We start from the raw sequence: 25,552 nt of genomic DNA, 5'->3' as shown, positions 1-25,552 counted from the left end.
GCGCCGTGCCTCTCCGCGTTTTGCGCTCCGCCACCGCTACCACCCCAACGCCGGCCCTGTGGTCGGCGTTGCTGCTTTCCGGCGCACTGTGCCTGAGTGGCTGCAGCCTGCTGCCACGGGCCGACGAGCCCACGACCGGTGACACGCGCAGCGACATGGCCAGCACCGCCGCCAGCGATAGCGCGGCGTCGTTTGACGTGGTGGTGCGCGCCCCCGACACGGTGCGCGAGACGCTGGAGCGCCACCTGGAGCTGCAGCGCTTTCGCCAGCTGCCCGACCTGCAGGCCAACGAGCTGCAGCGCCTGCTGGGCGCCACTGATGCCAATGCGCGGGAACTGCTGGGCACCCTGGGCTACTTCGCGCCCACCATCACCGTGGAGCTGACGGAGGCCCAGGAAACCGCCGGTACCCGCAAGGGCGCGCCCCGCACCGTCACTGTCACCGTGGAGCCCGGCCCCCAAACCCGCATTGCCCGTGCCGACATCTCCGTGGCGGGCACCGACGATGCCGACAAAGACAACCTGGCGCGACGGCAGCAACGCCTGCAGCGCAACTGGTCCCTCGCCCCCGGCCAGCCCTTTACCCAGTCGGCCTGGGACAGCGCCAAGACCGACGGGCTGCGCCAGCTGCAGGCCCGGCGCTACCCCACGGCCCGCATCGCCAACAGCCGGGCCGAGATCGATGCCGACCGGCACGAAGCCCAGCTGGGCGTGAGCTACGACCCTGGCCCGGCCTACCGCTTCGGCCCCTTGCGCGTGCAAGGCAGCCAGCGCTACGACAGCGATGGTGCGCGGCGACTGGCACGACTGCCCACGGGCGCCGTGTATGACGAAGCCGACATGCTGGACGCCCAGTTGCGCCTGGCCAGCAGCGGCTACTACGACGCCGTGTTCCTCACCCTCGACACCGAAGGCACCGACCCGCAGGCCGCCCCCGTCGTGGCCCAGGTGCGTGAGGCCCCGATGCAAAAGCTGGTCTTTGGCCCGGGCTTCTCGACCGACAGCGGCGCGCGCCTGTCCCTGGAACACATCCACAACCAGATGCCCGTCCTTGGCTGGCGCGCGGTGACCAAACTCGCGCTCGACCGCGAAACCAAGCTCGCCAACACCGAATGGACGGACCTGCCCAGCGACAACGGCTGGCGCTGGTTTGCGGGCGGCCAGTTGCTGCGCGAGGCCACGGGCGACTACGACGTGAACAGCGGCCGCTTGCGCGCAGGCCGCAGCAAAAGCACCAAATCCATCGACCGCAATTACTTTCTGCAGTACGACTACGCCCACAGCCAGGGCCTGACTGACAACACGCGGTCGCCCTCCGACACCAGCACCGCCCTGAGCATCAACTACGGGTGGACAGGCCGCTACTTCAACAGCCTGACCGCCCCCACGCGCGGCCACGGCCTGGCGGTGGAGCTGGGTCTGGGCACCACGCTGCGACCCGAGCGCGACCCGTTTGTGCGCACCCTGGTGCGGTGGCAGTCCTTCATCCCCGCAGGGCGCGTGCAGGACGACTCAGGCATCGGCCGCAATGCCCGAGTGGCCCTGCGGGCCGAGGCCGGCGCGGTGCTGGCGCGCGAGGGCGCGCAGATCCCCGTCACGCAGCTGTTCGTGACGGGCGGCGACACCACGGTGCGCGGCTACGGCTACCGCAGCATCGGCGCGCGCACCGACAACGGCCAGCTGTACGGGGGCCGCTACCTGGCCGTGGGCAGCGTGGAATGGCAGCGCCCCATCGTCTACCAGGGTGCCATGACCGACTGGGAAAGCACGCTGTTTGTGGATGCCGGTGCCGTGGCCGACAAGGTGGGTGACCTGAGCCCGCGCGTGGGCGTGGGTGCCGGCGTGCGCTGGCGCAGCCCCGTGGGCCCGCTGCAGGCCGACCTGGCCTACGGCATCAAGACCAAAGAGGTGCGGCTGCACCTGCGCCTGGGGTTCAGCTTCTGATGACGATGAGCGACGCCCCCCACACTCCCAAGCCGCGCGGCCGCGCGTCGGACTTCAGCGCCGGGTCCTCGTCGGCACCCCGCCATCAGCCCCCTCGCACGCCGCGCTGGCTGCGGGCCGTGGGGTGGCTGCTGGCAACGCTACTGGTCTTGTTGCTGGCGGCCAGCGCGCTGCTGTGGTGGTGGGCGGGCAGCGGCACATCACTGGCCACCACGCTGGCCCGCGCGGCGCAATACCTGCCCGCCAACCAGCAGCTGGAGAGCCGCGATGTCAGCGGCTCGCTGCGCAGCGGCGGGCGCATTGGCTGGCTGCGCTGGAGCAGCCCCACCCTGGCGGTGGAAGTAACCGACATCCGCCTGGGCTGGCAGCTGGCCCCCTTGCTGCAGCGCCGCCTGGAGCTGGGCGAGGTGCATGCCGCCCGCGTGGCGATCACCCCCCAGCCCAAAACCACTGACACACCCGAGCCCCCCCCCACGCCCCCTACCAGCCTGGCGCTGCCGCTGCAGCTGGGCGTGCCGTTCCGGGTCGACCAGCTTGTGTGGGCCGGGTCACCCGCCGTGGAAGCCCAGGGCCTGGTGGGCGACTACCGGTTTGATGGCCGCCAGCACCGCCTGACCATCGGCGTGGTGGAGCTGGCCCAGGGCCAGTACAGCGCCCGCGCCACGCTGGACGCACAGGCCCCCATGGCGCTGGACGCCACAGTGGACGGCACCGTGCGCACCGCCGCGCCCGGGGGTGGTGCCGCGCTGCAGGTGGGCGCCCACGCCACGCTGCAGGGCACGCTGGCCACCGCCGCCGCCCAGCTGCAACTGCAGGCACGCCTGAAGCCCACGCCGACCAGTGAAGCCGCCACACCACCCACAGCCGCGCCCGCCAGCAAACCAGGCGCATCAAAACCTCCTACCCTACGCACAACCCCTGCGCCCGCCGCCGACCCCATGCAGGCCGATCTGGCCGCCACGCTGGCACCCTGGGCGCAGCAACCCCTGCAGTCCGCCAACGCCACGTTACGCGCCGTCAACTTGGCAGCCCTGTGGCCGCAGGCACCGGTCACGCAGCTGCACGGCACGCTGCAAGCCGGGCCCACATCCGGCGGCGCAGGCGCGGCAGGCGCAGCAGGCTGGAGCCTGCAAGCCGCGATGCGCAACGACCTGCCCGGCCCCTGGGACACCACCCGCCTGCCCCTGACCGCGTTGGACGCCAGCGCAAACTACGACGGCACCCGCTGGACCGTGCCCAGCGCCAGCCTGCAAGCGGGCACGGGCAGCATCACCGCGCAGGGCCACTACACCCCCGCCACCCACGCGCTGGAGGGCCAGGCCACCCTGCGCGCGCTGCGCCCCGACGCCCTGCACACGCTGCTGGCCGCCGCCCCGCTCTCCGGCCGCGTCACCGCGCAAACGCAAGGAGAGGCCGTGCGCTTCAGTGCCGATGTGCGGGCAGACACCGGCACGGCTGCGCGCGCGGCAACCACAAAGACCCCGGCGGCAGCGGGTGCACCGCTGCGTATCAACACTTTCAGCACCCAGGGCACCTGGCAGGCTACCGACGGCGGCACGGTGCGGCTGGACCGCCTGCTGCTGGACGCACTGCAGGCCCGAGTGGAAGCCACCGGGCTGCAGGTCGCACTGGGCACGCAGTCCGCACAAGGCAAGGTCACCCTGGCTGTGCCCGGCGCCACTGCACAGGCACAAGGCACGCTGGCCCCGCGCAGCGGCGCGGGCGACCTGCAGGTGCAGTGGGCCGACGCAGCGCTCACCCAGCGCTGGCTGGCGGGCCTGCCGGTGGTGGGCACCGCCATGCAGCGCGCACTGCAGGGGGCCAGCGCGCAGGGCACCGCACAGATCACCGCGCGCTGGAAGGGCGGCTGGCAGACGTTGACGGAGCAACTTCAGACTGCCACCGCCCACAGCGCAGCCGCCCGCAACCCCGACGGTTTTGATCTGCAAGCCACGCTGAACACCCCCCAGCTGGACCTGACGCTGCCGGCGGGCACCAACGCCAGCGGCGGCACCTCCGCCGGGCAAGCCCTGCAACTGCGCGCCTTCAAGGCCGAACTGGGCGGCAACCTGGCGCAGGCCTCTCTGGCGCTAACCGGCGAGGTCCGCACACCAGGCCCCCAGGCCGCGCAGGCGGCGGTACAGACCCGCCTTGCCAGCACGATGGTGGGTGCCGGGCAATGGCAGTTGCAGGTCAGCGAGCTGCGCCTGCAAGCCCAGGCCGCACAGCGCCCCGGGCCGTGGATGCTGCAACTGGCAGAGCCCCTGGGCCTGACCGTGCGCACCGGCGCCTCAACCCCCAGCGCCCCCCCGTCACCGGCCAGCGGGCGTACGGCACCACCACCCACCACCACATCCCTCAGCCTGCAGGCATCGGCCGGTCAGGCCCGCATCACCGGTCCCTTGCCGGGCACCGTCACCCTGCGCTGGTCGCCGGTGCAATGGTCTGCCGCCACGGCACCCAACACCCTCTCGCGCTTGCAAACGCAGGGCACGCTGCAGGGCCTGCCCATGGCCTGGGTGGATGCGCTGGGCCTGGGCGAGACGCCCGCCACCGCAGGCCGGCCCGCGCAGCCGTTGCTTGCGCGCATGGGCCTGGCCAGCAACATCGTGCTCGACGGGCAATGGAGTGTAGACACCACGGGCGACGCCCTGCGCGCCAGCGCCAGCCTGCGCCGTGCCAGTGGCGACCTGCGTATCCTGGCGGGCGATGCCACGGCCGTCACAGCGGTGCAAAGCAGCGGCCAGGGCACCGGTGCAGGCGCCACCACCGTGCTGGCGACCACGGCCACGCCGCCTGGAGGTACAGCAGGTGCAGCAAGCTCGGCAAGCGCATCGAGCGCCCCAGGCGCGCTCGCCGGTGTGCGCCAGGCAGAAATCACGCTCACCGCCGAAGGCGACACGCTGCGTGCGCGCCTGCTCTGGGCCAGCGACCGCGCGGGCGAGATCGACGCCACCGCCAGCACACGCCTGTCCGCTGCCAACACCGATGCCCCCATCACCTGGCCTGCCGACGCACCACTGGCCGGCACCTTGCGCGCCCGCCTGCCCGACGTGGGCGTGTGGTCTGCGCTGGCGCCGCCCGGCTGGCGTGTACGCGGCACGCTGGATGCCAGCGCCACCTTGTCGGGCACGCGCGATGCGCCGCGCTGGGCAGGCACCCTGGGCGCAGACGACATGGCAGTGAGATCGGTGGTGGACGGCGTGGACCTGCAAGGCGGCCGCCTGCGCGCCACGCTGCAGGGCAACCAGCTCAACATCACAGAGTTCCGCTTGCAAGGCGGGCGCGGCAGCAGCGCACGCATCGCAGGCTTCAGCGGCAACCGCACGGCCGCATCACAAGATGGCGGCACGCTGACCGCCACCGGCCGCGTGGCCTGGGGCGACAGCGCCACGGCAGCCACCGGCCTGTCGGGCATCACCATGTCCCTGCAGGCCGAGGCCAAGGCCCTGCAAGTGCTGGTGCGGGCCGACCGCCAGGTCAGCGTGTCGGGCCAGTTGCAGGCCCAGTTGCAGCAGGGCCAGATCAGCCTGCGCGGCAAGCTCACCACCGACCGCGCCACCATCATCCTGCCCGATGAATCCGCACCGCGACTGGGCTCGGACGTGGTCGTGCGCTCCGCCGCCAAGGACCGCGAAGACCAGGCCAAGGCCCAGGCCGCGGCCAAGGCCAACCAGGTGGCCGCGCAGGCAGAGACCGCCAAGCCGCCCGACATCGCCGTCACCCTCAACCTGGGGCGCGACTTTGCGCTGCAAGGCCAGGGCATCACCACCCGGCTGACGGGCGAGGTGGACATCCGCAGCAGCGCCGTGCCCGGCGCCCCGCCGCGCGTGACCGGCGAAGTACGCACCGACCAGGGCCGCTACCGCGCCTGGGGCCAGATGCTGGACGTGGAGACAGGCCTCATCCGCTTCAACGGCCCGTACAACAACCCCTCGCTCGACATCCTGGCGCTGCGCCCCAACATCAGCGTGCGCGCGGGCGTGCAGGTCACCGGCAGCGCGCAGGCGCCACGCGTCACGCTGTATTCCGACCCTGAACTGCCCGATGCCGAAAAGCTGTCCTGGGTGGTGCTGGGCCGCAATGCCTCGGCCGGAGGCGCCGAAGCGGCCGTGCTGCAACAGGCCGCTTTGGCGCTGCTGGGCCGCAACGGCGGCCAAAGCCCCACGGCCAACGCCGCCAGCCGCCTGGGCCTGGACGAAATCGGCTTTCGCGGCGCCACCACGGGTGAGGACGCCAGCGCCGCCGCCCTCACCTTCGGCAAGCGCCTGTCCAAAGACCTGTACGTGACGTATGAGCGCAGCCTGTCGGGCACGCTGGGCACGCTGTACATCTTCTACGACCTCTCGCGCCGCCTCACCCTGCGCGGGCAAACCGGCGAGAAAAGTGCGGTGGACATCATCTACACCGTGAAATACGACTGAGGTCCAGACGGCCAGAGAGGCAGCCGCACGCCACTACAATGCTCGGCTGCCTTGCCTCCTCGTAGTTCAATGGATAGAACGAGTGCCTCCTAAGCGCTAGATACAGGTTCGATTCCTGTCGAGGGGACCAGTAACCCATTGATTTCAAAGAGATTTGAAAAAAATCGGGACAAACACGGGACAAGCTAGGAGATCGGGAAGCGGTCTGTTAATCCGTAGGCCGAGTGTTCGGGTCCCTCAGAACCCACCAAATCAAAGCCTCAAGGCAAAAGAAGCCGCAGCTATTTAAACAATAGCAGCGGCCTTTTTCTTTGCAACGGATGGGTGACGTTTTGTGTGCCGTGTCCCATATACATGCAAGTGCTGATCGAAACCGGATGCTCCAGCAAGCTGAAAGAGTTCATGCTGCTGGCCAGCGGAATGCCTCCACCTTCGACGCCTCTCCCGGTCAAGTCACACAGTCCATGGACAAGGTGGCCAAGAACTTCAAAACTCCCCTGAGCAGCATTCGCGGCCTGTCGGATTGCCATGACAGAACTTCTGGAACTGTTGGCGCGAGTGGCGATAGGAATATGGATCATCCCGTTACAGCAGCATGTAGACATGTGGCCGAGCGAGACCTTCACGTGCTCCGGAATTTTGTCAACGTTGACTAGTACCGTCATCAAGGCAAACGCTGCACGTATAGCAAGCGCTTTGAACAACATCCCACCCGTTGGACTTCAAGATTAAAAGGGTAAACGGGGCCGCTCCCATTTGGCTCGCCGACATACCGATCAAACGAATTCATCTGCTATGTAGCAATGCTGCAAAACAACAACGGAGAAGTACATCAAGGTACGGTGGAACGAGAGCACCCAACCAAACGATGCCGCGATTTAGAAGGCTTTTGCCCCGTTTTCGCCCCACTTGCCGGCGACGGGGACATCTACAGCCAACTCCGCACACTCGATAAATGTAATAAATGGTTGCTCGCAAGGCACCACAGCCTCACAATCAGTTCAAAAAATTTCGCATGCCACGGAGGGGCAATGACGTATAGAGAACAGTTGCCGGAAAGTTGTCCACCACAGAACGCCCGCCATCCCACAGAATCGAAGCTTTGGCGTTTACTACAACAGCAGCGTGTAACTGACCGGGATTTCGATTCTCAGTATTTAAAATTCCCTGAGCGAAATTTTCCCGATATGTGTGGGGCAAAAGCGGTCTCGTTGATGACCAGTCTCACGATTTGTCGTGCCGCAGCTAAGTCACCAAGGCTCAAGCGAGCCGGATTTACCCATGCAGTCGAGGTTACTTGCTGCACAACTCTGGGAATTTGGGATCAAGACAAACCCGAGCACGTTAACTGGTGGCCTTTTAGCACTGTAAATATCCTCGGGCATATTGGCCCTGTGCAGGTGCTTTAGTATGGCAAAACGTCGAAAAACCCTTTGCGTGCAAAGGACGCTACTAACTTACGACGCTCCTCTCGTTATCTACGCTGAGGATTCAAAAGCGCAACCATATGTTGGCGTCAACTATGGAGATGGTGAACATGCGTACTTGTTCTATTTTGTGCGAGTAAGGGCTATTGACCTTGAACTACTTTATCAACAACGCATCGATGTGCGTTATTTGGTAACTAGGCTAAGACTTGGAAGTCCGCTTTTTAGCGAATGTTGGGCCAATATTGGTGAAGAGGCAACTGCAAGTCCCGAAGATGAAATTGCAGAGGAATTTCTACCCGATAGTGGAATGTTTATCCCACAACAATCTATTAATTCGCTAGCAATTAGAACCGTCAGTATCGATGGCCGCTGGGACATTGAGGACATGCGACGTTTTTCTGACTTAGTGCAGGATTCCTATGCATTTGTCTACGCGCTTGCAGGCAAGGGCCCCGCTTCCACAAAGCAAAAAATGGGCGCATTGTTTAGAAGGTACCCTTGGCGAGGGGGCTTTAGTGCAGTCAACTTTTTCGATGATCTGTACAAACTAATTCCAGCAAATGACAGAACTGAAATTAAGAGTATTAAATATGCATCGCCTGGTGATATTCAGCTACGTATGGATGGAGATGTTGCAACGCTGATTAGGTCATTTGTTGATGATCTTAACTCTCCGGAATCAGTCGCGCAGGATGCATACAAGGAAGCTAGGGCGTTTTTGAGAGTTAAAGGATGGCTTGGTAAAGCGAAAGATGACTTAGATTTACTTGCGCAGGATGAAACCCGCCTTATGGATTTCGTGCAGAGACTGTCGGTTGCATTCGGCTTAGGTGGACATGTGCAAGATATTGTCGCTTTTAGCAACTCCGACCCCCTCGGGGCGGTCAAAATTCTGCTTGCCTACTTCCGTCGATTGTCCAATCTTGCTGACTATTCGGCCACTGGCAAAGCTCAGCGACTGTTTGAGTAAAACTCTTTTGATTCTGAGCTTGGAGCGGGTGAAGGACATCTAAGGGTGGCCATGCAAATTGGCCACTCGCCCAAGATGTTTTTTCGCGTGTACAGCCGGTGGAATCAGGGCGCCGACTAAGGGGCAGAGCGCTGCAACCTGGACACCTTAGTGGAGCAGACATACAGCGACTAACATACGGTTGCAATTTGGAGGTCACCCGTGCCCACAGATAAGTACCTGCTCGCCGCCTTTATCACCGCACTGATCGGTTTCATAACTGCAGCGATGAGCGTCGTTCGTCTTGTAAATGACAAGGAGAGCAAAACGACCGACTACCGCCAAGCATGGACAGACTCGCTTCGCACCTCTTTTGCGACCCTGCTGGCGAAGATTGAGCTTTTGACGAGCACTCAGGTCCGATACACAGAGACTGCGAACCTGCTGCACAAGTTGGACCAACTAGGGACGGATAAGGAAAAGGATGCCAAAGACTACAACATCAAGGTACACACGGAACTGACCGGCTCGATAGCACGCTTAACCGAAGAACTACACACCGCATACGCGTTGACGCGGTTGCACTTCAAACCCAACGACTTGAGCTTTGCCCGCGTTGAGCACAAGCTCGATCACATCAGTGAACTTCTGGAGCGTTTGTCCAAGACTGATGCGCCTGATGGAAGAGCGGCAAGACAACAATTGGTAGGCGCAATTCGAGTAGCGATTTCCGAACTTACAGGCTTCGCACGGGACATTCTCAAAACGGAATGGGAGGCGGTTAAGCGAGGAGAAAAGGCCTACCAGACCACTAAGCGCTGGTCCTTGATTGCTGGGGGAATAACCCTGGTAATTCTTCTGCTATTTGGAGGCGTAGCACTGTGGTCAGCTGGTGCTTCCAGAGCAGAGCAAGCTCCACCCGTTCCGCACACCACTTTCGGATCCGCTCCAACCATCAGTTAGCGAAACGGTTCGGGACGAGTATCGGGATAGGGAAACAGAACGAAGCCGAAATTGGCTGCATGGTTTTTGGCCCCCAAAGGAAAAGATTCAGCCAAAGTCAGCCACGTCCGGGCGCTTTTGGGTTCGATTCCAGTCAATGGGACCAAATTCACAGCCAAAATGGCGGCAAGCGCTAGTGCAATATGCGCTGGCAGCTATCAAATTTGAAGCAGACTCACACACTACGTACGCTGCACCAGTCAGCCTGTAGTGAGCCCCGCACACCCTACTTCGGGTCTGTCCTGCCTTCCGGCCCTCGCGGGGGCAGCGCAAGGTGTTCTGTGGCCACAGCATCGGCCGAAGGATCATCCGGGCTGACCAGGGTGCCCGCTGCGGCACCACCCAGCGCACCGGCGATGCCGCCCAAAGTGCCCCCAACCACCACCCCCACCGGGCCCGCGACGGCCACGCCCACGGCGGCGCCGGCTGCGGCGCCAGCCATCATGCCGCCGCCCATCAAGGCGGAGTGGGCTTCGCGCTCTGCGTCTTCAGGCTCCAACGCGGTCTGTGCGCCGGTCCGGGGGTCTTGCGATGGGATGCCGTAGCCGGGGCGTGCTTGCTCGGCCAGGTCTTCGTCCACCGGTGTGGCGGTCGCAGCGGAATGGATGGTGGATGAAATCATGATCGGCTCCTTGGACATTGAGTGATGAAACACGAGCGGTCTCATCACTGTCTTTTGTATTCGCCGCTCCCCGCCACCGACGCCATCTTGTGGACCGTGAGACTGTCGGACAATGCCCAGTGCCCTGGAAGAGATGCAGATGTTCCAATGAACGCGGCGCTCCCCGCCTAAGATCGAGCCCATGCTGGCATCACTGAATCCCCCGTCCCTACCCTTTTCCCCCCAGCCATCCGCCACCGCACTGGCACAGGCGCTGGGGGTTCCTGTCTTTGCGCCCCAATGGCACATGCCACAGTACCCCGACGGTGCCGTGGGACCGTGGCAGATGAAGCGCATGGGGGTGGGGATGGACCGTGGTTATTACAGCGGCCCATGTGTCACATCCGGCTCGACGCTGCTCCTGCGCCAGAGCCCCGAGGGCAGATGGGAAACCTGGATGTCACTGTCACCAATGGAAGTTGAAAGCCAGGAGCTGGCCTGTCACCATGCACGAGGCCACACGGTAGTAATGGGCCTGGGCATGGGCTGGGTCGCTGCCAACATGGCGCTGCAACCCTCGGTGAACCGAGTGACCGTGGTGGAGCGGGATGGCGACGTGCTGGAGCTGTTTCGCCGCTGCCGGGTGCTGGAGGGACTGCCACAGTCCGCTGCAGCCAAGGTGGAGCTGGTGCAGGCCGATGCGCTGCAGTGGCAGCCCCCGGGCGCGCCCGTGGATTTTCTGTATGCCGACATCTGGCTGCACCTGGCCGAGCCGCAAGCGCTGGCCGAGGTGCAGCGCATGCAGGCCAATGTGCGCGCCGCGCAGGTCTACTTCTGGGGACAAGAACTGGTGCTGGGTGCCAAGGCCCGCGTGCAGGCGGAGCCCGGTACGCCCCCCTGGTCCGACGCAGTGGACCGTGCCGTGCACGACACAGGCCTGCCGTTGCTGACGCAGACCGAGGCGGGATATCCCCACCTCATCACACGCGTATTGGAATCGTGCAGCGCAAGGGCCGCCGTGCGGTAAGGCCTACCCCGCCATAGCCGCCGGTCAGGCCGCCTGCGGTGCCGCGCGGTCTGCAGCAGCGGGCCGGGCAGCAGTCATGGCACTGCCCATCGACGCGGCCATGATGCAGCCAATGGCCAGCCACTGCACCACGCTCAGGTGCTCGCCCAGCAGCGCCATGGCCACCAGTGCAGCCACCGCAGGCTCCATGCTGATCATGATGCCGAAGGCCTCCTTGGGCAGGCGCTTCAGGGCCATCATCTCCAGCGAGATCGGGATGGCGCTGGACACCGCAGCCACCGCCACGCCAATGAGCAGCACGGCGGGCGACAAGAGCGCCGCGCCCGCATGCACCACGCCCACCGGCACTACCACCAGCGCGGCCACCAGCAGGCCCAGCGATACCGAATGCCCCGCGTGCAGGTGCCCGGCGCGCTTGCCGAACACGATGTAAAGCCCCCAGAACACGGCCGCGCCCAGGGCGTAGAAGACGCCCACCGGGTCCAGCGTGCTGCCGTTAAGCCCCAGCGGCAGCAGCATGCCCAGGCCCGCGATGGCCAGCGCCACCCACACAAAATCCACCGCGCGGCGCGATGACCAGATCGCCACGGCCAGCGGCCCGGCGAACTCGATGGCCACCGCCAGGCCAAACGGCAGGGTGCGCAGCGACATGTAGAACATGAGGTTCATGCCGCCCAGCGCCGCGCCGTACAGCATGACGGCCCGCGCGTCGGCGCGCGACAGGTGCCAGCGCCAGGGCCGCCACAGCAGCAGCACCAGCAGCGCCGAAAAACCCACGCGCACAGCGGTGGTGCCCTGCGCCCCGACCACCGGAAACAGCCAGTGCTTGGCCCACGAGGTGCCAATGCCCAATGCGGTGACGGAACCCAGCACGGCCAGGAAGGGAAAGAACCGGTGCAGAAGAGAACGGAGAGGAGAAGCGCTCATGGGCTGAAAATATAGTGCGACCCCAGCGTGCTTTTGGCTCGAATTTAGGGGCTTGCGCGCAACTTTCGCTCACCCTGAGACCCCGTTCCAAGGAACCCCCATGTCCACCCCAGCAGCACTTGACCGCTTCGACCTCGCGATCCTCGACATCCTGCAGGCCGACAACACCACGCCCCAGCGCGCGATTGCGCAGGCGGTGAACCTGTCGGCGCCTGCGGTACAGCGGCGCATTCAGCGGCTCAAGGACAGCGGCGTGATCCGCGCCAACGTGGCCGTGCTGGACCCGGTGAAGGTGGGCAAGCCGCTGACCATCGTGCTGGAGGTGCACCTGGACAACGAGCGCCCCGACCGCACCGCCCCGCTGCGCGCGCGCATTGCGGCGGAAGACGCGGTGCAGCAGTGCTACAGCGTGACGGGCGAGGCAGACTACCTGCTGGTGGTGAACGTGGCGTCGATGGCGGACTACGAGGCGCTGACGCGGCGGCTGTTTGACGGGGACGACAACATCAAGCGCTTTCGGACCTCGGTGGCGCTGGCCAGCCTCAAGACCGGGCTGCGCGTGCCGCTGGACAGCGCAGCACCCGCTGCCTGATCACCGGTCACAACCCCAGTCCCGAATCCCAAATCCCAACTCACAGACCCAGCATCTGGCGCATCTGCCTGCCCGTGAGGCGCTGGCGCGGGCCACCCAGCAGCTCGCACATGCGCGCATTGAGCGGTGCCGCCATGCCCTGTTGCGCCGCCAGCCGCACCACGGCGCCGCACAGCGCGTCGATCTCCGTCACGCGCCCGGCTTCCAGGTCGTCCCACATCGACGAGCGCGCCGTGGCGTCGATCTGCAGCATGCGCTTTGCCAGTCGTGTGAACAGCCAGTTGGGCAGGCGCAGCACATGGGGCAGCAGTGTGGGCGACACGGCGGTGACCTGGGCGGGGGTGATGCCCGCGCGCGCCATCACGCGCAGCGCCTCGGTCTGCAGCGCAGCAAAAACACGGCGGCAGTCGCGGTCCAGCAGCTCTTGCCGCAGAGGCAGGTTGGACAGCGCATTGACCGGGTTGTTGAGGTTGAGCAGCAGCTTGCCCCACTGCACCGCGCGGATGTCTGGCGGCAGCGTGGTGGCCAGGCCGGCGGCATTGAACAGGGGCGCGATGCGCTCCGTGACCGCGTCGCGCTGAAGCTGCAGATGGCCCGCGGTGGCGCGGTGCACCTGCGCGCCGCGCAGCACCACGTTGTAGGGCACCATGCCAGCCAGCACGTTCAGGCCGGGCGCCAAGGCAGCGATGCGGGCCACGTTGTCCACGCCGTTTTGCAGCGAGATCACCGGGGTGCCGGGCGCACAGGTCGCCGCCAGCTCGCGCGCGGCAGACTCGGTGGCGCCGCTTTTGACGCACAGCAGGATGATGCTGTCGGCACCGGGCGCGGCGTCGGCCAGCGTGGCAGCCAGTTGCAGCGCGGACATGGGCACGGTGCGGTCAAAGCCGTCCAGGTCGGTGACCTTCAGGCCGTGCTGCGCGATGGGCTCCAGCGCATGCGGCCGCCCCACCAGGCACACCGGCTGGCCATGCGCGGCCAGGCGCCCACCCACATAACAACCAATGGCGCCTGCGCCCAAAACGATGAAGTTCATGCCGATGCGTGTGTACGGTGGTGGAAGTGGACGCAGGCGGACCAGGAACCGGCACAGCCTGCGCGCTACCCCCGCATTGTGCGGGGCAGGCCCCTGGCGGCGTGGCGCGCACGTGACGAGACGCTTTGAAGCACTCTGCGGGTGCTTTTGAGGGCTTTTGAGGGCTTTTGAGCCGATAGCGCTAGTGCAATATGCCTGAACAGCTATGCAATTAATAGCAAACAGGGCATCACACAGCTCAGGGCTTGGGAGCCGCAAACCGCACGGTCACCCGCAGGCCGCCCAGGCGCGCCGAGCTGTCCAGCGCCACGGTGGCGCCATGGCCTTGGGCGATGGCCTGCACGATGGCCAGACCCAGACCGCTGCCGGGCGCACCATCGGCAGTGACGCGCACAAACCGCTGCATGGCCCGCTCGCGGTGCTCGGGGGCGATGCCGGGGCCGCTGTCTTCCACGGTGAGCACGGCGTGGTCGCCCTCGCGGCGCACCTGCAGGTCCACCTGGCCGCCGGGCGGGCTGTATTTGATGGCGTTGTCCAGCAGATTGCGGGCCAGCATGCGCAGGGCCTCGGCATTGCCGGTGACGGTGGCGGCGTCCGATTCAAGCTGGCCCACATCCATGCCGCGCGCCTGGGCAGCGGGTGCCACGTCGGCCAGTGCCAGTTGCGCCGTGGCGCGCAGGTCCACCGGATCGTTGACGGCCGTGCTGGCCTCCTGCCGGGCCAGGGTCAGCAGCTGCTCGACCAGCCGCGTGGCGCGCTCGATGCCGGCCGACAGGCGTTCGATGGCGGCCGCCCGCGCAGCGTCGTCGCCAGCACGTTGCAGGCCCTGCAGTTGCAGGCGCAATGCGGCCAGGGGGGAGCGCAGCTCGTGCGCGGCGTCGGCCACAAAGTGCTGCTGCGCCTCGAACGCGTGCTGCACGCGCTCGAACAGCAGGTTGAGTTCGCTCACCAGCGGCTGCACCTCATCGGGCAGTTGTGCATCGCTCACGGGCGACAGGTCGTCGGCCTGGCGCTTTGCCAGCTGGCGGCGCACGCGCTCCACCGGGGCCAGCGACCGGCTCACGCCCCACCACACGGCCAGCACCAAGAGCGGCGCCATGATGGCCAGCGGCGCCAGCGTGCGCAACGCCAGGCTGCGGGCCATGTCGCGCCGCGCAGCCATGTTCTGCGCCACCTGGATGACTTGCGAGCGCGTCTGCATCGAGAACACCCGGTAGGTGCCGCCGCGCGCCTGCACGTTGGTGAAGCCCAGCACGGCAATCTGTGGCAGGGCGGCGCCCACGGCGGATTCAAAAATGCGCAGGCCCTCGTTGGTCCACACCTGCACGATGAACTCGTGGTTTTCGTCCTCGGGGTCCAGGCCCGGGCCCAGGCCTTGGGCATCCACCGGCAGGCCCGAGCGCAAGGCCAGCGCGGTTTGCTGCATGTGGTAGTCGAACAGCGCATCGGCCTCGTCCAGCGCGCCCCGGTAGGCCAGTGCGCCCTGCACTGCGCCTGCCAGCACGATGGCGGCCAGCAAAAACATCAGCAGCCGCATGCGCAGCGAGCGCGGGAGCATGGACTGCAGCGCGCTGCGCCAGGAGGTGGTTGGCACGTTCTTCATCTCTATCCATCCATCCCCGCCGCATGCTCAGGGCGGGAGATTGCGCGGGGGCAGCCAGCAAGGGCCGCCCCGCCGCAAAGGCTGTCGTCCCCTTGGAGGGAAGCGGCGAAGCCGCTCAGGGGGGTCATGCCTTCGGCACGAGGTAGCCCACCCCGCGCACGTTCAGCACCAGCTCGGGCCCCAGCTTCTTGCGCAGGCCGTGGATGTAGACCTCCACCGCGTTGCTGCTCACCTCGTCGCCCCAGCCGTAGAGTTTGTCCTCCAGCTGCTGGCGCGACAGCACCATGCCGGGGCGCGCAATGAGCGGCTCCAGCACCGCCCATTCGCGCCCCGACAGCACCACGGGCGTGCCGCGCACCGTCACCTCGCGCGTGGCGGGGTTGATGCTCACGCCCTGGTGCTCGTACACCGGCTCGGCACGGCCCGCTGCGCGGCGCAGCAGGGCACGGATGCGGGCCAGCAGCTCGTCCAGGTCATAGGGCTTGAGCACGTAGTCGTCGGCCCCGGCATCCAGCCCCTCGATGCGCTGCGCCACGGCATCGCGCGCGGTGGCCACCAGCACGGGGGTACGGTTCTTGCGGGCGCGCAGGTCGCGCAGCACGGTCAGACCATCGCGTTGGGGCAGGCCCAGGTCCAGCAGCACCAGGTCATACGCCTGGGTGCGCAGGGCCGTGTCGGCCGCGTCGCCATCGCGCGCCCAGTCCACCGCGTACTGCTCGGCGCGCAGCAGGTCCAGCACGGCTTCACCGATCATGGAATCGTCTTCAACAAGCAGCAGGCGCATGGCAAGGGGGCAGAAAGGTCGGTCGGTCAGGAGTGCAGGAAATGGGCTGGCTGCCAAGGATAGCGGCGGCATGGGCGCTGGCGCAGCACCGGGCTGCCAGAACGACTTAAATTTGACACATCACTGTCACAATGAAAGCGCCACGCGCACACCGTCCGCCCCAGGGGCCGGGCCACCACCACAAAACACAAGGAGCAAGACCGATGGCGATTCCGATGGCATTTCCCCCTCTCCACCACGTTGCTGCGGCCGTTGCGCTGGCCGCACTGGCTTCCACTAGCGCCCAGGCCCAGGGCGTGGTCAACGCGCTGTGCAGCACCGACGCGCCCTGGTGCGAAGCGGCCGCCAAGGAGTTCACCCGCAAGACGGGCATCAAGGTGAACCAGGCCCACAAGGGCACCGGCGAGATCGCCGCGCAGCTGCGCGCCGAAGCCAACAACCCCAAGACCGACATCTGGTGGGGCGGCACGGGCGACCCCTTCTTGCAGGCGGCGGAGCAAGGCCTGCTGGCCGAATACCGCCCCGCCTATCTGCATGACCTGCACGGCTGGAGCGTGCGCCAGTACGCCATGTCGGGCCACCAGGTGGGGGGCTTTTACAGCTCGGCTATCGGCTTTGGCTACAACACCGAAACGCTCAAGAAGAAAAAGCTGCCGGAGCCGCAGTGCTGGTCCGACGTGATCAAGCCTGCCTACAAGGGCGAGGTGGAAATCTCGCACCCTGCCTCCAGCGGCACGGCCTACACCGTGATTGCGGGGCTGGTGCAGCTGATGGGCGAAGACAAGGCGTTCGACTACCTCAAGGCCCTGCACAAGAACACCACCACCTACACCCGCAGCGGCCAGGCACAGGCGCCCAATGTGGCCAAGGGCGAGGTGGGTGTGGGCATCACCTTCATGTTCAACTTTGAAAAATGGAAGGCCGACAAGTACCCGGTGAAAACCCAGGCGCCTTGTGAAGGCACCAGCTACGAGGTGGGCGGCATTGCGCTGGTCAAGGGCGCGCGCAACATGGACAACGCCAAAAAGTACTACGACTGGCTGATGAGCCCCGAAGGCCAGGCCGTGGGCGCCCAGGTGGGCAGCTACCAGGTGCCCGCCAACAAGACCTTCAAGATGGACCCGCGCATCCCGACGCTGGACAACGTGAAGCTTATCAAATACGACTTCGAGAAATACGGCAAGGCCGCCGAGCGCCGGCGCCTGATCGACCGCTGGACCAAGGAAGTGGAGGCGCTGCCGCGCTGATGTGCAGCGCCTGCCGCAGGGACAGAGCCGACGGCAGGCGCAGGCCATGGATCAGCCCAGGCGCACGGGCACAAAGATCTTGTCGCCGTCGCGCTCAATCAGCAGCGCCACTGACTTGCCCGCCTTGGCCATGGCGGCACGCACCTGCGTGATGTCCTTGATGGGCGCGCCGTTGATGGCCAGCAGCACGTCGCCCGGCTGCACACCGGCCGCAGCGGCGGGGCCGCGCGCCTGCTCGATGACCAGGCCCTCATTGAGGCCTGCCGCGCGCCGCTCCTGCGGGTCCAGCGGACGCAATGACAGGCCCAGTTGGCCCTTGCCCACGGCATCGTCGTTGCGCGCCTGCTTGATCGCCTTGTCGCTGGCGTCGCCCAGGGTGGCCGTCAGCTCCAGCGGCTTGCCCTGGCGCCACACCGACAGCTTGGCCTGTTGGCCCGGCTGCGCCTGGCCCACCCAGGCGGGCAGGTCGCCCGAGGCGACGATGGGCTGGCCGTCCACCTGGCGGATCACGTCGCCCGCCTGCAGGCCGGCCTTCTCTGCGGGGCTGCCCTTGCTGACGCTGGCCACCAGCGCGCCTTCGGGCTTGTCGAGGTTGAACGACTCGGCAAACGCCTGGTTCACCTCTTGCACGGCCACGCCCAGCTGTGCGTGGCGCACCTTGCCGGTGGCAACAATCTGGTCTTTGATCTTGGCCGCCAGCTCGATCGGGATGGAGAACGACACCCCTTGGTAGCCACCCGAGCGGCTGTAGATCTGCGAGTTGATGCCGACCACTTCACCGCGCGCATTGAACAAAGGCCCGCCCGAATTGCCAGGGTTCACCGCCACATCGGTCTGGATGAAGGGCACCAGGCTGTCGTCGGGCAGCGAGCGGCCCTTGGCGCTGACCACACCCGCCGTCACGCTGTTTTCAAAGCCAAAGGGCGAGCCGATGGCCAGCACCCATTCACCCACCTGCAGGTCGCGTGTGCTGCCCAGGCGCACGGTGGGCAGGTTCTTGGCGTCGATCTTGAGCACGGCCACGTCGGTCTTGGGGTCAGAGCCCAGCACCTTGGCGCGGAACTCGCGGCGGTCGGTGAGCTTGACGATGACTTCGCTGGCACCCTTGACCACATGGGCGTTGGTCAGCACCAGGCCATCGGGGCTGACGATGAAGCCGGAGCCCTGGCCGTGCGTGGGTACGTTGGGCTGGGCCTGTGGCCCCATGCCGCCCGGAAAACCGAACTGGCGGAAGAACTGGTAGAACGGATCGTTCGGGTCCATCTGAGGCGCCCGGCCCTGGCGCGCGGCGGGCTGGCCTTCGTCTTCGCCGTCGTCATCGGCCATAGCGGCCTTGGTGCTGCCCGTCACGCTGATATTGACCACTGCAGGGCCGTTTTGCGCGGTGATCTGCGCGAAGCTGGGCAAGGCCCCGCCAGGGGCGGCGGGCGTCTGGGCCACGAGGGCGGGAGGCGGAGTCAATGCGCGGGCCTGGTGCCCGGTGATGAGGCCTGCGCCCGTCGCACCCACCGCACCGGCGGCCACCAGGGCCAGGATGAGGCGGCGGGGGGTGGAGGTGAGCGGTGTCGTGTTCATGGTGTGGTGCCTTTCCAATCGGAGTTGCGATGGAGGGCAGTGTGGGCACCAACACTTAGACGAAACTTAGAGCGGCTAACAAAACTCCCCTGGCGTCGTTGTCTCGCCTTGTCGTACTGCTTGTACTGCCTGCGGCGAAACGCCTAGCCAGGGCCGCTTCGCTGAGTTTTGTGAGCCGCTCTCAGACCGGGATTCAACACCCTCACTGTTTTTCTGAGTACCGTGGGGGCCTCCTCACGAAGCGCCCGGTCGCCGCACCCCGCAAGTCACACAGCGCCACGGCCTTTCTGGCTTTCGAAATACACCACCTTGCGGGCCCGCATCACGTCGCCCAGGGGCCGGTGCGCAGCCAGCGCCTGCCAGGGGTCGAACACGGCGGCCTCCACCTCGGCGGCCAGGGCTGCATCGGCGGCAGGGTCCTGCCGCGGCAGGGTGAGCCGGGCCACGGTGGTGTAGGGCGTGGGCCAGTCCACGCTGGCATCCTCAATCGGGGTGGTGGCCTCGTCCACGAACGGCTGCAGCTGCAGGTCCCACTGCAGGTCTTGCTGGCGCAGGCGGCCGGAGAATTCGGCATCCCAGTCGTGCTGTACCTGCCTGACGGGCGCGCCGTTGGATGCATGGGGCACGAGGCGCACACGCACGGCATAGGACCCGCAGGCAATGGGCGCAGCGCTGAACATGGCATGCGATGCAAAGCCCCCAAAGGGCCGCCCAAAGGTCTTGACCGTCTTGGCGATCTGCCGGGCCGCACCCAGCAAGCCATGGCGCTGCACCAGGAACTTGATCAGCGCGCCGCCGCCGTGCGACGCAGCGACCACAAAATCCACAAACTCTGCGCTCTGGGGGAAGGCGAACTTTTCCTGGTTGATGAGCAGGAAGTCCTGGCTTTTTGCGGGCCCGTTGCCCAAGGCAGAGTCGCCCTGCACTCCCCGCACACTGATCGCAAAGCCCCGGATGTCGGGCTTGTGGTCCGCCGCCTTGTCCATGCCGCCGTTGCTCAGCCGCACCCGCACGTCGTGCTGCGCCGGCTGCGCGAACAAGCCCTGGGCCGCAAACGCGGGCAGATCGCCCAGCACCTCCAGGCGGCCATACGCGGCGGTCAGCTGCTTGCGGTGCAGCCCCCGCCCGGCGCCGTATTTTTGCGACTTGCGCGCCTGCAGCTCGGCAAACTGGCGCGCATAGCCCGCAAAGCGCTGCGCTTCATCGGGTGCCACCACTTCTTTCCAGTCGGTGCTGGGGGCGTTGGACATGTGCATGAGCCACCTCGGTTAAAAGCCAGGCGGCATGGTAGCGCGGCACGGGCTTGCCAGGCCAGCCCACCGGCCATCAGCCCCCGATGAAGCGGTACACGATGGCGCCCCGCACCACTGCGCCCGGCAGCCACCAGCGCACCGGAAAGCCCGCGTGGTTGGGCGCATCCGGGTACTCCATGGGCTCCAGGCAGATACCGTCGCCCGGCTGCCACAGCCAGCCGCCCTGCCCCACTCCACGCCCACGGTCCCGCGCGGGGTCGGCCTTGAGGCCGTGGCCCGCATACACCTGCACGCCGGGCGCGGTGCTCCACACCTCCATCGCGCGGCCGCTTACGGGCTCACTCAGCAGCGCGGCCAGGCGCAGGCCCGGTGGCGTGATGGATGACGACGGAGGGGCAAGGGGTGCCGCCTGTTCGTCCAGCACCAGGTAGTGGTCCAGCCCGCCAGCCAGGGCCAGCTGCTCATGGGGTGTTGCGATGGCATCCGCCACAGCACGGGCTTGGCGGAAGTCGAAGGGCGTGCCCTGCACCGCAGCCAGCGCGCCCGTGGGGCACACATCGGCCGCCAGGGGCACATAGCGGCTGGCGGGCACCTGCAGGGTGTGGCCGTGGGTGCTGCCCTGGCCTGCCAGGTTGAAGAACGCATGCCCGGTGAGGTTGAGCACCGTGGGGGCATGGAGCACCTCGGCCGTCCAGGCCATGTGCAGCGCGTTGTCGGCTGTGACCTGCAGGTGGAGCTGCAGGCGTACCGTGCCGGGCACCCCGTCGTCCTCGGTGCGGAAGGTGTGGCTCAGGGTCAGTGCATCAGCCTGCACGTGTTCCACCGCAAACACCTGGAAGCGGCTCCCGCGCGGGCCGCCGTGGTGATGGTGGGGCCCGCTGTTGGTGGGCAGTTGCTGGCGCGATCCATCCGGCAGGGTCAGCATGCCCGCACGCAGACGCCCCGCCCAGCGGCCGATGAGCGCGCCCATGGAGAGCTGGCCGTCCAGGTAGCCCTGCAGGCTGTCGTAGCCCAGCGCCACATCGGCCAGACCGCCCTGCCCGTCGGGGACCGCCACCTGCACCAAGCGGGCGCCATAGTTGCTCACGGCCACCTGCAGCCCGCCGGGGCTGCGCAGGGTGAAAAGATCGGTGCGCTGGCCGTGCAGCGCGTGTTGAAACGCTTCGCGGGAAAGTATGAAAGCCATGGGCCGAGTCTATTTGGTGGCGCTGGCCGTATCGCGCGTGACCAGCCAGATGCCCACACACACCAGCACCAGGGCCAGCAGGTTCTTCCACTCCCACAGCGCCTCGCCCAAAAACAGTGCCGACAGCGCCGCGCCAAAGATCGGTACGGTGAAGTTGAACACCGTGATCTGGCTCACCCGGTTGTGCTTGAGCAGGATGCTCCACAGCGAAAACGCGGCCGACGACAGCAGCGCCAGGTACACCAGCAGCACCGCAGAGCCCCAGGTGAAGCCCGTGAGCGAACCACCCAGCGACCAGCCAATGGCCAACAACGCCACGCCGCCCAGGCCCAGCTGCCAGCCCGTCATCACGACGGAATCCATGCGCTGCGACACCTGCTTGCCGTAGATGCTGGCGGCGGCCAGCACAAAGGCGGCGATGACAACGAAGCCCTCGCCCAGCAGCGTGAAGTCCAGGTCCAGCGTGCCACGCCCCAGGTTGACGACCATCACGCCCGCAAAACCCACCAGGCAGCCCCAGAGCTTGGCATGGCTGAGGCGGTCGTTGTGATAGACCCAGTGCGCCAGCAGCACGCTGAAAAACGTGCCCGTAGCATTCATGATGGAGCCCTTGACGCCCGTGGTGTGTGCCAGGCCCACGTAGAAGAACACGTACTGCAGCGTGGTCTGCGCCAAGCCCAGCACCACCAACTGGCGCCCGGCCCCGGGCCCCAGGCCCCAGATGACCTTGCGCGTTGCTACAGCCCAGGCCAGCAGGATCAACCCGGCGCCCAGAAACCGCCAGCCTGCGAATACGAGCTGCGTAGGAATGTCATTGCGGGCGATGCCGAACCAGGCGTACCCGGTCTTGATGGCGGGGTACGAGCTGCCCCAGAGCAGGCAGCACAGCAGCGCCAGCGCCACCACGACCTTGCGGTCAGAAAATCGGGAATGCCCCATGAGATGCGGTCTTTCAAGGACAACAGCCCTTGCAGGCAAGGGCTGTTGAAGGGGGAACACAAGGGGCTGTGGCCCCGCAAATTTCAGGTTACCGGTGCGGGGTTGAATAACACCAGCGCGTTGTGCAGTTGCCACTGCTCGGCCCAGGTCTTCTTGCGACCGCTGGCCACGTCGAGCAGCAGGTGGAACATCTCCCAGCCCAGCTGTTCGATAGTGGCCTCGCCATCGGCGATCTTGCCGGCGTTGATGTCCATCAGGTCGTGCCAGCGGCGCGCCAGATCAGTGCGCGTGGCCACCTTGACCACAGGGCACTCGGCCAGACCGTAGGGTGTGCCCCGGCCGGTGGTGAACACGTGCAGGTTCATGCCGGCAGCCAGTTGCAACGTGCCGCAGATGAAGTCGCTGGCGGGCGTGGCGGCATACACCAGGCCGCGCTGGTCGCGGCGCAGCTTCTCGCCCGGGGCCAGCACATGCGCAATGGGCGCGGTGCCGCTCTTGATGATGGAGCCCATGGCCTTCTCGGCGATGTTCGATAAGCCGCCCGCCTTGTTGCCCGGCGTGGTGTTGGCCGCGCGGTCCACACGGCCCCGGTCCAGATAGCGGTCGTACCAGCCCAGCTCCCGCACGATAGCGTCAGCCACTTCGGGCGTGGCTGCGCGGCTGGTGAGCTGCTCAACGGCGTCGCGCACTTCTGTGTTCTCGCTGAACATCACCGTGGCGCCCGCGCGCACCAGCAGGTCGGCGCAGAAGCCCACGGCCGGGTTAGCGGTGACGCCCGAGAACGCATCGCTGCCACCGCACTGCACACCCAGCACCAGCTCGCTGGCGGGGATGGTCTCGCGGCGGCGGGCGTTCAGGCGTTCCAGGTGCGGGCGCGCGCTTTGCACGATGTGGTCGAGCATGGACATGAAGCCCACATGCTCGTCGGCCTGCAGGCACACCGTCTCGGGGCCCAGCGCCGCGTCGCGCTCGTCGGTGATGGGGAAGCTGCCCGGGGGCAGCAGCCGGTCGGGCTGCAGCTTTTCGCAGCCCAGACTGACCACCATGACCTCGCCCCCAAAGTTGGGGTTGAGGCTGATGTTGCGCAGCGTGCGGATGGGGATGATGGCGTCGGGCGCATCAATCGCCACGCCGCAGCCGTAGGTGTGCTCCAGGCCGATCACATCGTCCACATGGGGGTACAAAGGCAGCAGCTCGGCCTTGATGCGGCGCACGGCCTGCGCCACCACACCGGCCACACACTGCACGGTGGTGGTGATGGCCAGGATGTTGCGCGTGCCCACCGAGCCATCAGCGTTACGGTAGCCCTCGAAGGTGTAGCCCGTCAGGGGTTCAAGCACCGGGGGCTTCACGGTGGCCATGGGCAAGCCCTCCAGCGCACGGGCCGAGGGCATCTGCAGCAGGCGCTCATGCACCCAGCTGCCTGCGGGGATGTCTTTCAGCGCATAGCCGATGGGCACGTTGTAGCGGCGCACCACGCCGCCTTCGGGGATGTCCGCCAGCGCCACCTTGTGGCCCTGCGGCACCTTGTCGCGCAGCGTGATGCCCGCGCCCGGCACACCGTCTGGCAACAGGGTGCCCGCAGGCAGGCCACCGTCGTTGGCGACGATGGCGACGTTGTCCTGGGCATGCATGCGGATGGTGAGAGCTTGTCGCATAGGTCCGTTCAATTCACAAGGTACGCGGGTTTCAATCTGCCCGGTGGCCGAGCCATCACTCCAGCCAGGTCAGCCGCCGCCCTTGAGCACCAGGTCTGGCAGCCACATCGAGAACTGGGGCACATAGGTCACCAGCATCAGCGCCACGATGAGCGCACTGTAGAACGGCCAGATGGTCTTCATCACCTCGCCCACCGACACGCCCCCGATGGTGCAGCCGATGAACTGCGTGGTACCCACGGGAGGGGTGTTCAGGCCCAGCGCGCAGTTGATCAGCATGACGATACCGAACTGCTCCGTGCTCATGCCGAACTGCTGGCAGATCGGCAAAAAGATGGGCGTGCAGATAAGGATGGTGGCCGCCATGTCGAGAAAGGTGCCCAGCACGAACAGGATGATGTTCACCGACAGGAAGATCACCCAGGGCGAGGTGCTCATGGACTTGAGCGCATCACCCGTGAGCTCGGCCACACCGTAGAGGCCGATGAGGTAGCCGAACATGGACGAGATGCCGATGAGCAGCAGCACTGTGCCCGTGGTCTTGACGGCCTTGGACGCGGCCTTGAGGAACTGCTCCCGCGTGAGCTTCTTGTAGACGAAGACCGACAGAATCAGCGCCCACAGCACTGCGACCGACGCCGACTCCGTCGCGGTGAACGCCCCCGACAAAATGCCTGCAATGATGATGACCACCACGGCCAGGCCCGGGACCGAGGCGCGGAACGAGATCCACACAATCTCCCAGCCAGGGAAGGTGCCTGCGGGGTAGCCGCGCTTGACAGCCACGAAGTAGGCGGCAGCCAGGTTGCAGATGGTCAGCAACAGGGCCGGCACGATGCCTGCAAGGATCAGCGCGGCAATGCTTACCTTGCCCCCAGCCGCCAGCGTGAAGATGATGAGGTTGTGCGAGGTGGGCATGAGCGCGCCCACCAGCGAGGCGTGGGTGGTCACGTTCACCGCGTAGTCAGCGTGGTAGCCCTCCTTCTTCATCTGCGGAATGAGCACGGCGCCCATGGCCGACACGTCGGCCACCGGCGAGCCCGAGACACCGCCAAACAGCGTGCAGGCCAGCACATTGCTCATGCCCAGGCCGCCACGCACATGGCCCGCCACGCTCTTGGCAAAGTTGACGATGCGGTCGGCGATGCCGCCGTACATCATGATCTCGCCAGCAAAGATGAAGAACGGGATGGCCAGGAACGAGAACGGGTTCATGCCCGAAATCATTTGCTGGAAACCCACGGCCAAGGGCAGGCCTTCGTACAGGATGGTGGCCAGCGAGGACAGGCCGATCGAGAAGGCCACGGGCACGCCCAGCAGCAGCAATAGCGTGAAGCTCACGCACAGGATGGTCAACGCCATGATGGAGGAATCTTTGT

At 66.1% G+C, this 25,552-nt stretch carries 20 protein-coding genes and 1 tRNA gene; 9 read left to right on the top strand and 12 right to left on the bottom strand.

Annotated features, from left to right (window positions below; all coding sequences use genetic code 11):
- Positions 1–5: 5 nt before the first annotated feature.
- The 3 genes from C8C96_RS09135 to C8C96_RS09125 all read left to right on the top strand — a co-directional run bounded on the left by C8C96_RS09135 (position 6) and on the right by C8C96_RS09125 (position 6,497).
- Entirely contained in the window at positions 6–1,943 is a 1,938-nt protein-coding gene (locus C8C96_RS09135) for an autotransporter assembly complex family protein (RefSeq protein WP_233584200.1), read from the top strand.
- Positions 1,943–6,367: a translocation/assembly module TamB domain-containing protein gene (locus C8C96_RS09130; protein WP_121942104.1), complete on the top strand. Its 4,425-nt coding sequence runs from the start codon at positions 1,943–1,945 to the stop codon at positions 6,365–6,367. The genes C8C96_RS09135 and C8C96_RS09130 overlap by 1 nt, the downstream gene beginning before the upstream one ends.
- A 55-nt stretch (positions 6,368–6,422) precedes the next feature.
- Positions 6,423–6,497: transfer RNA gene (locus C8C96_RS09125), tRNA-Arg, on the top strand.
- A 151-nt stretch (positions 6,498–6,648) separates the two neighbouring features.
- Here C8C96_RS09125 and C8C96_RS24610 read toward each other — a convergent pair.
- Complete coding sequence (locus tag C8C96_RS24610; RefSeq protein WP_147455658.1) at positions 6,649–6,897, bottom strand: hypothetical protein; 249 nt, start codon at positions 6,895–6,897, stop codon at positions 6,649–6,651.
- Positions 6,898–7,170: 273 nt separating this feature from the next.
- Here C8C96_RS24610 and C8C96_RS24605 point away from each other — a divergent pair, with 273 nt between their 5' ends.
- The 3 genes from C8C96_RS24605 (at position 7,171) to C8C96_RS09115 (ending at position 9,709) form a co-directional block, all read left to right on the top strand.
- Positions 7,171–7,776, top strand: a complete 606-nt coding sequence (locus C8C96_RS24605) for a hypothetical protein (RefSeq protein WP_147455657.1) — start codon at positions 7,171–7,173, stop codon at positions 7,774–7,776.
- Position 7,777: 1 nt separating this feature from the next.
- A complete protein-coding gene (locus C8C96_RS24600) occupies positions 7,778–8,767 on the top strand; it encodes a hypothetical protein (RefSeq protein WP_147455656.1) in 990 nt (329 codons plus the stop codon).
- 201 nt (positions 8,768–8,968) lie between these two features.
- Complete coding sequence (locus tag C8C96_RS09115; RefSeq protein ID WP_121942102.1) at positions 8,969–9,709, top strand: hypothetical protein; 741 nt, start codon at positions 8,969–8,971, stop codon at positions 9,707–9,709.
- 265 nt (positions 9,710–9,974) lie between these two features.
- Here the strand turns inward: C8C96_RS09115 and C8C96_RS09110 are convergent, their stop codons facing one another.
- Positions 9,975–10,370, bottom strand: coding sequence for a hypothetical protein (locus C8C96_RS09110; protein ID WP_121943945.1), 396 nt, complete (start codon positions 10,368–10,370; stop codon positions 9,975–9,977).
- Between the two features lie 451 nt (positions 10,371–10,821).
- Here C8C96_RS09110 and C8C96_RS09105 point away from each other — a divergent pair, with 451 nt between their 5' ends.
- Complete coding sequence (locus C8C96_RS09105; RefSeq protein WP_233584199.1) at positions 10,822–11,376, top strand: hypothetical protein; 555 nt, start codon at positions 10,822–10,824, stop codon at positions 11,374–11,376.
- A gap of 24 nt (positions 11,377–11,400) precedes the next feature.
- On the opposite strand, the gene C8C96_RS09100 is transcribed toward C8C96_RS09105, so the two are convergent.
- Positions 11,401–12,303, bottom strand: a complete 903-nt coding sequence (locus tag C8C96_RS09100; protein WP_121942100.1) for an EamA family transporter — start codon at positions 12,301–12,303, stop codon at positions 11,401–11,403.
- Between the two features lie 100 nt (positions 12,304–12,403).
- Between C8C96_RS09100 and C8C96_RS09095 the strand changes: the two genes are divergently transcribed.
- Entirely contained in the window at positions 12,404–12,895 is a 492-nt protein-coding gene (locus C8C96_RS09095) for an Lrp/AsnC family transcriptional regulator (RefSeq protein WP_121942099.1), read from the top strand.
- 40 nt (positions 12,896–12,935) lie between these two features.
- Here C8C96_RS09095 and C8C96_RS09090 read toward each other — a convergent pair whose 3' ends face one another.
- The 3 genes from C8C96_RS09090 to C8C96_RS09080 form a co-directional block, all read right to left on the bottom strand.
- Positions 12,936–13,928 (bottom strand): 2-dehydropantoate 2-reductase, encoded by a 993-nt coding sequence (locus C8C96_RS09090; protein WP_121942098.1) that lies wholly within the window; start codon positions 13,926–13,928, stop codon positions 12,936–12,938.
- Positions 13,929–14,166: 238 nt separating this feature from the next.
- A complete protein-coding gene (locus tag C8C96_RS09085) occupies positions 14,167–15,531 on the bottom strand; it encodes an ATP-binding protein (RefSeq protein WP_121942097.1) in 1,365 nt (454 codons plus the stop codon).
- A 124-nt stretch (positions 15,532–15,655) separates the two neighbouring features.
- The gene (locus tag C8C96_RS09080; RefSeq protein WP_056066148.1) at positions 15,656–16,315 is read right to left on the bottom strand and encodes a response regulator transcription factor; all 660 of its coding nucleotides are present in this window, start codon (positions 16,313–16,315) and stop codon (positions 15,656–15,658) included.
- A 215-nt stretch (positions 16,316–16,530) separates the two neighbouring features.
- On the opposite strand from C8C96_RS09080, the gene C8C96_RS09075 reads away from it, so the two are divergent.
- Positions 16,531–17,562, top strand: a complete 1,032-nt coding sequence (locus C8C96_RS09075) for an ABC transporter substrate-binding protein (protein WP_167514365.1) — start codon at positions 16,531–16,533, stop codon at positions 17,560–17,562.
- A gap of 51 nt (positions 17,563–17,613) precedes the next feature.
- Here C8C96_RS09075 and C8C96_RS09070 read toward each other — a convergent pair whose 3' ends face one another.
- The 6 genes from C8C96_RS09070 to C8C96_RS09045 form a co-directional block, all read right to left on the bottom strand.
- Positions 17,614–19,137: a DegQ family serine endoprotease gene (locus tag C8C96_RS09070; protein ID WP_108496971.1), complete on the bottom strand. Its 1,524-nt coding sequence runs from the start codon at positions 19,135–19,137 to the stop codon at positions 17,614–17,616.
- A gap of 266 nt (positions 19,138–19,403) precedes the next feature.
- Positions 19,404–20,387: a catalase gene (locus C8C96_RS09065; protein ID WP_233584198.1), complete on the bottom strand. Its 984-nt coding sequence runs from the start codon at positions 20,385–20,387 to the stop codon at positions 19,404–19,406.
- Between the two features lie 76 nt (positions 20,388–20,463).
- On the bottom strand, positions 20,464–21,576 hold the full coding sequence (locus C8C96_RS09060; RefSeq protein WP_121942094.1) for an aldose epimerase family protein: 1,113 nt from the start codon (positions 21,574–21,576) through the stop codon (positions 20,464–20,466).
- Positions 21,577–21,585: 9 nt separating this feature from the next.
- On the bottom strand, positions 21,586–22,515 hold the full coding sequence (locus C8C96_RS09055; RefSeq protein ID WP_121942093.1) for a DMT family transporter: 930 nt from the start codon (positions 22,513–22,515) through the stop codon (positions 21,586–21,588).
- An 83-nt stretch (positions 22,516–22,598) separates the two neighbouring features.
- Positions 22,599–24,173, bottom strand: coding sequence for a galactarate dehydratase (gene garD, locus C8C96_RS09050; RefSeq protein WP_233584197.1), 1,575 nt, complete (start codon positions 24,171–24,173; stop codon positions 22,599–22,601).
- 69 nt (positions 24,174–24,242) lie between these two features.
- Positions 24,243–25,535, bottom strand: a complete 1,293-nt coding sequence (locus C8C96_RS09045; RefSeq protein ID WP_056066169.1) for a TRAP transporter large permease — start codon at positions 25,533–25,535, stop codon at positions 24,243–24,245.
- Between the last annotated feature and the right edge of the window lie 17 nt (positions 25,536–25,552).

Source organism: Acidovorax sp. 100 (assembly GCF_003688355.1).
Classification (GTDB): Bacteria; Pseudomonadota; Gammaproteobacteria; order Burkholderiales; family Burkholderiaceae_C; genus Acidovorax; species Acidovorax delafieldii.
Note: the sequence above shows the minus strand (reverse complement) of the source record. Positions and strands in the feature narration are given on the sequence as shown.

Excerpts from the sequence above, each read along its gene's own strand:
- C8C96_RS09100 (WP_121942100.1), bottom strand. The coding sequence starts at position 12,303 with ATGAGCGCTTCTCCTCTCCGTTCTCTTCTGCACCGGTTCTTTCCCTTC.
- C8C96_RS09110 (WP_121943945.1), bottom strand. The coding sequence starts at position 10,370 with ATGATTTCATCCACCATCCATTCCGCTGCGACCGCCACACCGGTGGAC.
- C8C96_RS24600 (WP_147455656.1), top strand. The coding sequence starts at position 7,778 with ATGGCAAAACGTCGAAAAACCCTTTGCGTGCAAAGGACGCTACTAACT.
- C8C96_RS09085 (WP_121942097.1), bottom strand. The coding sequence starts at position 15,531 with ATGAAGAACGTGCCAACCACCTCCTGGCGCAGCGCGCTGCAGTCCATG.
- C8C96_RS09060 (WP_121942094.1), bottom strand. The coding sequence starts at position 21,576 with ATGGCTTTCATACTTTCCCGCGAAGCGTTTCAACACGCGCTGCACGGC.
- C8C96_RS09075 (WP_167514365.1), top strand. The coding sequence starts at position 16,531 with ATGGCATTTCCCCCTCTCCACCACGTTGCTGCGGCCGTTGCGCTGGCC.
- C8C96_RS09070 (WP_108496971.1), bottom strand. The coding sequence starts at position 19,137 with ATGAACACGACACCGCTCACCTCCACCCCCCGCCGCCTCATCCTGGCC.
- C8C96_RS09090 (WP_121942098.1), bottom strand. The coding sequence starts at position 13,928 with ATGAACTTCATCGTTTTGGGCGCAGGCGCCATTGGTTGTTATGTGGGT.
- C8C96_RS24605 (WP_147455657.1), top strand. The coding sequence starts at position 7,171 with ATGCTGCAAAACAACAACGGAGAAGTACATCAAGGTACGGTGGAACGA.
- garD (WP_233584197.1), bottom strand. The coding sequence starts at position 24,173 with ATGCGACAAGCTCTCACCATCCGCATGCATGCCCAGGACAACGTCGCC.
- C8C96_RS24610 (WP_147455658.1), bottom strand. The coding sequence starts at position 6,897 with ATGGCAATCCGACAGGCCGCGAATGCTGCTCAGGGGAGTTTTGAAGTT.
- C8C96_RS09105 (WP_233584199.1), top strand. The coding sequence starts at position 10,822 with ATGGAAGTTGAAAGCCAGGAGCTGGCCTGTCACCATGCACGAGGCCAC.
- C8C96_RS09130 (WP_121942104.1), top strand. The coding sequence starts at position 1,943 with ATGACGATGAGCGACGCCCCCCACACTCCCAAGCCGCGCGGCCGCGCG.
- C8C96_RS09045 (WP_056066169.1), bottom strand. The coding sequence starts at position 25,535 with ATGGCGTTGACCATCCTGTGCGTGAGCTTCACGCTATTGCTGCTGCTG.
- C8C96_RS09055 (WP_121942093.1), bottom strand. The coding sequence starts at position 22,515 with ATGGGGCATTCCCGATTTTCTGACCGCAAGGTCGTGGTGGCGCTGGCG.
- C8C96_RS09095 (WP_121942099.1), top strand. The coding sequence starts at position 12,404 with ATGTCCACCCCAGCAGCACTTGACCGCTTCGACCTCGCGATCCTCGAC.
- C8C96_RS09065 (WP_233584198.1), bottom strand. The coding sequence starts at position 20,387 with ATGTCCAACGCCCCCAGCACCGACTGGAAAGAAGTGGTGGCACCCGAT.
- C8C96_RS09080 (WP_056066148.1), bottom strand. The coding sequence starts at position 16,315 with ATGCGCCTGCTGCTTGTTGAAGACGATTCCATGATCGGTGAAGCCGTG.